The organism is Vibrio sp. 10N.237.312.B06 (assembly GCF_041464685.1).
GTDB lineage: Bacteria > Pseudomonadota > Gammaproteobacteria > Enterobacterales > Vibrionaceae > Vibrio > Vibrio tasmaniensis_A.
Genome location: NZ_JBFSPI010000130.1, coordinates 1 through 7,812, shown reverse-complemented (window position 1 = coordinate 7,812; position 7,812 = coordinate 1). Strand labels below are relative to the sequence as shown.

9 protein-coding genes are annotated in these 7,812 nt (G+C 44.5%); 4 read left to right on the top strand and 5 right to left on the bottom strand.

Going from position 1 to position 7,812, the window contains the following annotated elements; translation table 11 throughout:
• Positions 1–193: hypothetical protein (locus AB6C75_RS22020; protein ID WP_371714837.1), on the top strand; the 193-nt coding region annotated here is incomplete at its 5' end.
• Between the two features lie 404 nt (positions 194–597).
• Here AB6C75_RS22020 and AB6C75_RS22015 read toward each other — a convergent pair.
• From AB6C75_RS22015 to AB6C75_RS21995, 5 genes are all read right to left on the bottom strand, one after another.
• The gene (locus AB6C75_RS22015) at positions 598–1,746 is read right to left on the bottom strand and encodes a M20 aminoacylase family protein (protein ID WP_017099104.1); all 1,149 of its coding nucleotides are present in this window, start codon (positions 1,744–1,746) and stop codon (positions 598–600) included.
• Positions 1,747–1,770: 24 nt separating this feature from the next.
• Entirely contained in the window at positions 1,771–2,289 is a 519-nt protein-coding gene (locus AB6C75_RS22010; protein WP_372108327.1) for a DMT family transporter, read from the bottom strand.
• Positions 2,283–2,504 carry a hypothetical protein gene (locus AB6C75_RS22005; RefSeq protein WP_017099106.1) on the bottom strand — a complete coding sequence of 74 codons (222 nt, stop codon included), beginning with the start codon at positions 2,502–2,504 and terminating at the stop codon, positions 2,283–2,285. The genes AB6C75_RS22010 and AB6C75_RS22005 overlap by 7 nt, the downstream gene beginning before the upstream one ends.
• 3 nt (positions 2,505–2,507) lie before the next feature.
• Complete coding sequence (locus tag AB6C75_RS22000) at positions 2,508–3,503, bottom strand: DMT family transporter (RefSeq protein ID WP_048662517.1); 996 nt, start codon at positions 3,501–3,503, stop codon at positions 2,508–2,510.
• Positions 3,504–3,642: 139 nt separating this feature from the next.
• The gene (locus AB6C75_RS21995; RefSeq protein ID WP_372049709.1) at positions 3,643–4,806 is read right to left on the bottom strand and encodes a M24 family metallopeptidase; all 1,164 of its coding nucleotides are present in this window, start codon (positions 4,804–4,806) and stop codon (positions 3,643–3,645) included.
• Between the two features lie 342 nt (positions 4,807–5,148).
• Here AB6C75_RS21995 and AB6C75_RS21990 point away from each other — a divergent pair, with 342 nt between their 5' ends.
• The 3 genes from AB6C75_RS21990 to dpaL all read left to right on the top strand — a co-directional run bounded on the left by AB6C75_RS21990 (position 5,149) and on the right by dpaL (position 7,537).
• Entirely contained in the window at positions 5,149–5,826 is a 678-nt protein-coding gene (locus AB6C75_RS21990) for a transcriptional regulator (RefSeq protein WP_004732387.1), read from the top strand.
• Positions 5,827–5,848: 22 nt separating this feature from the next.
• The gene (locus tag AB6C75_RS21985; RefSeq protein ID WP_004732389.1) at positions 5,849–6,232 is read left to right on the top strand and encodes a RidA family protein; all 384 of its coding nucleotides are present in this window, start codon (positions 5,849–5,851) and stop codon (positions 6,230–6,232) included.
• Positions 6,233–6,358: 126 nt separating this feature from the next.
• Positions 6,359–7,537, top strand: coding sequence for a diaminopropionate ammonia-lyase (gene dpaL / locus AB6C75_RS21980; RefSeq protein ID WP_372049707.1), 1,179 nt, complete (start codon positions 6,359–6,361; stop codon positions 7,535–7,537).
• Positions 7,538–7,812: the final 275 nt, after the last annotated feature.

Below are 7,812 nucleotides of genomic sequence, written 5' to 3'. Positions count from 1 at the left end.
GAAATACGCGAAACGGGGTAGTTCTATCTTTAAATTTAATTACGCAACAAAGCCCAAAATATCGTGTGCAGACGCATCACAAGTAGGACAAACATATTTTTTTGCTAAAGGTAAGATTAATTCACTGATTGCCTTCGAATCACTGATTTCTGCACTTCTGATATTTACACTTATTGTTTCTCCTGATTGCTAAGCGGCGTTTGTATTCTATGATCACATAATGCAGCCTTTCTTTTTACGCTTCAACAATAAATCAATAGGTTAGTGATAAAGATAATGGGGGCGGTTTTCTGTGTGGCATAACTTTGACAGCTACCGAATTTGGATAACTTTTCGTAGGGCAAAACGCACGCCCCTAAATTGTGCAGAGCATTTGCTCTAACGAACTTTGGGGCAAAGGCGTGTTTGCCTAGATCAGCTTCAGCACGCGCTAGGACATAAACGAGTTAACGACCTCCCTAATTTAGCAAACCATAAATAACATCAAGTATTGCAAAATTTTGCAGAAAGCCGCTAACTTTAGTATGCCACAGTTAGTTTTCGTTACAGTAGCCTAAGTTGCATTATGAGCAATACAGACTCAAGGATATCTGCTTGTTATGATAACTGTTGCTCTACAAGCGTCTTCCAGAACCCAACACCGTGTTCCAAAATATTATCGTTAAAATCATAATGCGGGTTATGAAGAGCAGTACCTCCACATTCACCAACACCATTCCCAACTAGCACATAGCACCCTTTTACTTCGCGTAACATGAACGAGAAATCCTCACTGATGGTGAAGCGTTCACAAGCTCCATTCACATTCTCTTCACCAACAACCGCTTGTGCTGCTTTCACTGCATGAGCCGTCTCTTCAGGCGTGTTAATCGTTGATAAGAAGCTGTTGTTGAAGTGGTATTGATAATCAACACCTGCTGACATGCACTGGCCAGCGACGACACGCTCAATCGCTTTCTCAATTTTATGCAATGCTTGATCGGTAAAGCTGCGAGTGTCACCAGAAATAGTCACTTGCGAAGGAATCACATTCACGGTTCCATTGGTAACAAAGTTAGTCACCGAGATAACCGCCGTCTCATCAATGGCGCTCAAATTACGCGAAACGATGGTTTGCAGTGCTGTGACCACCTGAGCTCCAACAACAATCGGATCGGTTCCCATGTGTGGCATCGCCGCGTGGCCGCCCGTCGCTTTGATCACAATCTCAAAACTGCTTTCACTTGCCATAAGCGAGCTTGGACGAGTCACAAATTTACCTTCTGGGATACCCGGTAAGTTATGCATAGCGTAAATCGCATCCATATTCCAACGAGTGAACAGGCCATCAGCGATCATCGCTTTCGCTCCTGTGCCTCGCTCTTCATCTGGTTGGAAAATGAAGTATACAGTGCCATCAAATTGCTTACTGGTTGCTAACTCTTGCGCCGCACCCAGTAGCATCGCGGTATGGCCATCATGTCCACAAGCGTGCATCGCTCCTTCATGTTTTGAAGCGTGACAAAAAGTGTTCTGTTCATGAATGCGCAGCGCATCCATATCCGCACGTAGACCAATCGAGCGATCGCTTGTGCCATTTTTCAGAATTCCAAGCACACCTGTTCCGCCAATACCGCGGTGAACTTCAATGCCGAACTCTTCGAGCTTGTTCGCTACGAATTCAGATGTTATGAACTCTTCAGTACCGAACTCTGGATACTGATGTAAATGGCGGCGCCATTCTGTAACGTTGGCAATGTTAGTCATGGAAACTCCAATAAATACTTAAAATTAATTTGTTAAAACTGTTTTAGGTGTCATCCCGCGGGACTTGTTGGATGCTGCAAACAGCATCATTGCTACAATAATCAAGCCAACAGCCAGCGTCCTAAAAGGTGTGATGGGTTCGCCAAACACCAAAACAGCGATGAAAAATGCAGACATAGGGATGAGGTTTAAAGCCATACTGCTGCCTTCAACACCAACACGCTCTATGCCGTATATGTATGCGATGTAGCCCAGCCCTGATACAAAGCCACCTAGCACGATAATGCAGAGTAACGACCAAGAAGGGCGAATCACTAGTAACAGGCTTGGTACATCGGGGCCTGAAACCAGTAAGTAAATGAAAAATCCAACCGCCGCAAAACCAAATTGATAATGCATGGTGCAAGTTGCACCGTATTTTTCTGCAAGCTGAGCGCGCAAATGAGTCACCGACGCAAAGCTCAGCACACTCAATAGACAAATCAGGTGCCCGATGTTTACTCCTCTATCTTGAGACGTAAACGGAGGAGCTAGCACTAACATGCTGACGCCAACTTCGGTTTGCTTTGAGTTTTCTTGTGGATCATTGCCGAGAAAATCAGGACTAAAGATAAAACAAAGAATGCCATCATGTAGCGTAGCCACACCAACAATCGCGCATCAATGGTTTGTAATGGCAAGGTAGCTAATGCGCCCTCTGAACCCCATAACAACCCTACGCCAATCGCTGCAATCCAACCTTTAGTCACTGATTTCATCACTTAGCTCGCTTCTGGTGTTGCCTTTTTATCGCACGCTAAATTTTCTGAAGATTGTTCTTCCTGCTTTGTCTCAAACTTCGTGAACACGTAAAGTGCGACCACAATTAATGAAACAACGATGGTTTTGCCCATTGCCATCTGTTCGCCAAGTGTTAAAACCGCCACTAAGTAGCCAACCAAAGGCATTAGGTTTAATGCCATCGTTGCCTTTTCGACACCGATACGCTTGAAAGAATACAATTGAATCAAGTAGCTACCGCCAGAGATCCCCGTACCTAAGAAAATAAGCAAAGCAATTAACAGCGGGCTAGAGAAGATAATGTAAATCTGAGATAGGTCTAAGCCCATGGTCAATACAACGATGATGCCCATTACTGCAACTGAGATGTATTGGTAAAGCATCGAAACAACTGAACCGTATTTGTCCGCTAAACTAGCTCGTAAGTGGGCTGTCCACGCTAACGCCAACATTGAACACGTCACGTAAACGTAACCTAGTAGTGGCGTACCACCTTCAATGGAGTTTGTCGGACCAACACTCATTGCGTAAATACAAACCGCCGAAGCAATGAAAGCACCCCACTGAATCTTGTTCATACGGAAGTTCATAAACATCATGCCAAAGAAAACCGTCGCGAACGGCTGCATGCCTTGAATAACACCGTTTTCAGTCGCACCAATGTGAGAAAGAGAAAGGAAGTTGAACAGTGAAAACACCCCTTGTCCAACGATGCCACAAAGCGCAATGCGACCAATATCTTTGGTATCGATCTTTAACGAAGAACCCAGGTCAGCGCTTAAGCTTTTGCTACGTGATGTAAAAAAGAAAATGATGGAAAGGCCAATTACCGCAGTAACGTAGCGGAAAAATACCAATGTCATCGGGTCCACAGCCATAGAGAGCGGCTTAGATACCACCCCAGTTACGCCCCAGATACAGGCAACAGCAATGGCAGCAGTCCATCCTAAAAATGTGTCTCTGTTTGTTGTATTCATTTTATCTTCCGTAATCTTGTTTCTTATTGAATAAGAGCGATGCATCACCGCCCAGTTTTTTATAATTTTTATATGCTGACTCCAGAATCCAGAGTCAGCTTTTGTAGGGTGTTTAATTTGTACGGTGTTAAATTTTGAGCTAAATAATGATCAGTTCTGGTTCAGCTCGTTCGCTCAACCATTCAGCGCCGTCTTCAGTGATCACGATGTTCTCTTCGTGAACCATCGACTTACCCGGCGCGTAAACCATGCCCGGTTCTAGTGTCATCACCATGCCTGGCTTAAGTACTGTGTTGTCGGTAGCCGTGTTAGACGGGCGCTCTGTCAGCTCCATACCTAAACCATGACCTAGACGACCAACGTCGTTACCCAATGCACCATTGGCTTCTAGTACTCCCCACATCGCGTTATAGATGTCCGTCGTGGTTGCGCCCGGTTTCGCTGCCTCGAAGCCTTTCGTGGTCGCTTCGTAAGTAGCGCGGTATGCCGCTTTGGTTTGCTCACTAGCATGACCAAATGCCCAGTTACGGTCGAAATCAGAGAAATAACCATCACGTACAGCACCCGTATCGATGATCAACACATCTCCCGGTTCAATGATGCGATCAGTTGGGCCCATGATGATGCTGTCATAACCATCTGGCCCTGAGCCTGCGATGATGTAAGGGCATTCGTCCGCACCTTCTAACAACATATCGATACGGAACTGTTTACAGATTTCACGCTCGGTCATGCCGGCTTTTGCGTAACCCGGAATCTTGCTAAACCCAACGTTAGTAATGCGGCAGATTTCACGTGTTTTCTCAATTTCAGCTTGTGATTTGATCTGACGAAGTTCATGCATTGCTAAAGACACATCAACAAAGTCTTTCTTAACCATGGTGGTTAATTTCAAGTAGTTGTTCACAGGCATACGTAGGTGAGATTCAATGCCCAGCGTTGCGCCTACTCGGCCATGACGACAAGGCAAAGAGTTCAATGCGCTAGCAACTAAGCTAATGCCATCATCTTCAGGACGAGGAGAAGGCCAAGTAATAATGTTGTCGACCCATGTTCCCGCCATACCACTTGCTCCGATTTCAGGAACAATCGCAATCGGCTTTCCTTCTGCAGGAACGATGACAAACCATGGACGAGTTGGGCTATGCCAAAACTGAGTGTGGAAGCCAGTGAAGTAGCGAACGTTTGGCTCGGTTGTGAAAATCATCGCATCCAGATTCATCTCATGCATGACTTTTTGAGCGCGTGATGTTCTGTGTTCAAACTCAGCTTGTTTGAAGCCGCGGTTTAGGTAGTTAGTCATTGGAACCTCTAATTATTGTATTTAGGTAGGCACTTCTGCTGCTCTTCACAACCAGTAACCAACCCTATAGTTCAATTTTGTTTACGTTACGGTGAGCATCTTACTGACATTTAAGTTAAATAATGTGACCAAGCTCTTATGGTTAACTATAGTGACCAGAAAACATCTAAAACTGGAAATATTGTTGATTACGATCAATTTTAGGTACTTATTTGTAACTTTAGACTTGTGTAGGAAGCGGATATATAGTCTTATAGTTACATGAAGTTAATTGGCAACTTGAAATACATCGAGTAACCAAAGATAATGAAAGGCAATTAAAGTTAACAACAGTGGTCTAAAATGAACGCATCAGCATATAAATCGTTTAACGTAGAATTCACCGACAATGACAGAGAGCATCTCGCACTGAACTTTCGCTTAGCCGAAACCATTGCCGATTTTATTGGTCCGCACTGTGAGGTTGTGATTCATTCATTCGAGAGCTTTGAAAAGTCGGTAGTGAAGATAGTGAACGGACACCACACGGGTCGAGAAGTAGGGTCACCTATCACCGATCTGGGGCTGAAGATGCTGAGTGTGTTTGAGAGCACTGGTGAGGTCACGCCAAAGAGTTACTTCACCACCAGCAAAGATGGATCGTTACTTAAGTCTACGACCTGTGTACTAGCTGGAGAAAATGGCAAACCAATTGGGCTGTTCTGTATCAATATGAACTTGTCTCACCCGTTTCCTGAGATCATAAAAACTTTAATGCCAGACATGGCTCATGCCCCTGTGGGTGTGCATGAGAACTTTGGAGCTTCAACAACAGAAGTGATTGAGCAAGCGCTTGAGCACGCTATTTTTGAAGTCGACAACGATGAGTCAGTCAACTTAAAAGGTCGAAACAAAGCCATTACCAAGCAGTTGCTTGAGAACGGTATTTTCGAATTAAAAGAGGCGACAGCATTCGTATCTGAGCGTCTTGGTATTACTCGCCACGCTATTTACAAATACATCCGCGAGTTTAGAGCATAGAAATCATATAAAGAGAAACGAAATGAAAACAAAAATCCATACAGATCTAGCACCAGCAGCAATCGGCCCTTACTCTCAAGGTATGGCATTCAAAGACCTAATCTTCACTTCAGGTCAATTACCGCTTGATGCAAAAACAATGGCGTTTGTTGAAGGTGGCATCAAAGAGCAAGCTCGTATGTCACTAGAAAATCTAAAAGCAGTTTTGGAACAAAGTGGTGGTTCACTGGATACCGTTATTAAAACCACATGTTTCCTATCTGATATGGAAAACTTCGTTGCATTTAACGAGGTGTACACGGAAGTATTTGGTACAGAGAACGCGCCAGCACGCTCTTGTGTTGAAGCCGCTCGTTTGCCAAAAGACGCACTAGTCGAAGTTGAAGCGATCGCTTACATCAAGTAATCACGTATTGCTTTTAGTGACTGCGTATAACAAAAAATAACTATGTAATGTTATTAACGACAAAGTAAGGTCATTGAACATCGCTTGATGGCCTTTAATTCCTCTGCCTGTATCTAAGTGTGCCCTATGTTAAAACTATCAAAAAATTCATTCTACACTGGACAAGTTTGCGAGCTATTCACTGTATCTCAAGCGCAACAAGCGCGTGAGTTTCACCGTCAGATCGAAGGTTACCAACCAACGCCACTTGTCTCTCTTCCTAATCTTGCTAATCACCTTGGTGTTAAAGCGATCCTAGTAAAAGACGAATCTAAGCGTTTTGGGTTGAATGCATTTAAAGTGCTAGGTGGCTCTTACGCTCTAGGTCGTCAACTGGCAAAACATCTTGGTATCGACATCTCTGAGATCAACCTTAAAACCGTTGCTTCAAAACTGGATAAGCCACTTGTATTTACGACAGCAACAGCGGGTAACCATGGCACTGGTGTCGCGTGGGCGGCTCGTGAAATGGGCCAAAAAGCTGTGGTTTATATGCCAAAAGGCTCGTCTCAAGCCAGTGTTAACCGCATTCAAGGTTTAGGTGCAGAATGCATCGTGACGGAAGTTAACTACGACGACACGGTACGCATGGCAAACCAAACCGCTCAAGATAACGGTTGGATGCTAGTACAAGACACAGCATGGGATGGCTATGAAGAGATCCCAACATGGATCTCTCAAGGTTACATGACCATGGCAGACGAAGCCGTCGAGCAAGTTCAAGAGCAAGAATTTAGCGCTCCAACTCACGTATTCTTACAAGCTGGCGTAGGTGCAATGGCAGGCGGCATATTAGGCTACCTTGCAGACAAGCTAGGCGCAGATACATTTGAAACCATCATTGCAGAGCCAGCAGCCGCAGATTGTATTTTCCGCTCAGGCGAAAAAGGCGAAATGGTCAACGTAACTGGTGAGTTGAACTCAATCATGGCGGGCCTTGCGTGTGGTGAACCAAACCCAGTGACATGGCCAGTATTGCGTGATTGCAGTAACTACTTTATCTCGGTTGATGACAGTATTTCAGCAAACGGGATGCGTGTTCTAGGTAACCCACTACAAGGTGACAGCCAAATCATCAGCGGTGAGTCAGGTGCGATTACACTAGGCCTTCTTTACCAACTTTGCCGAGAGGGCGCAGACCAAGCAGTACGTGATGAGCTAGGTTTAAACCAAGACGCAACCATCATGCTATTTAGCACTGAAGGTGACACCAACCAACCGCGATACCGAGACATTGTTTGGAACGGCTTACACCACTCTAGCTAACTAAAAAACTCCACAACTTCAATAATAAAGCCACGGTATTCACTGTGGCTTTTCGTTAAATCTTTGTCTCATCACCAAGTTGGACTGATGTTCACATATTTTACAACACGCGACATAACATTAGAAAATATTGGCTAGGCAGATCATACTGGTTTCGAGATGAGCATTTACTCTAAATGATTTTGGGGCAGAAATGAGTTAGAGATCCTAGTGACCCACATGTGATCACCAAGCGATTCTGTCGTATCGTAACTACCAAGCGACTTTGTCATTCG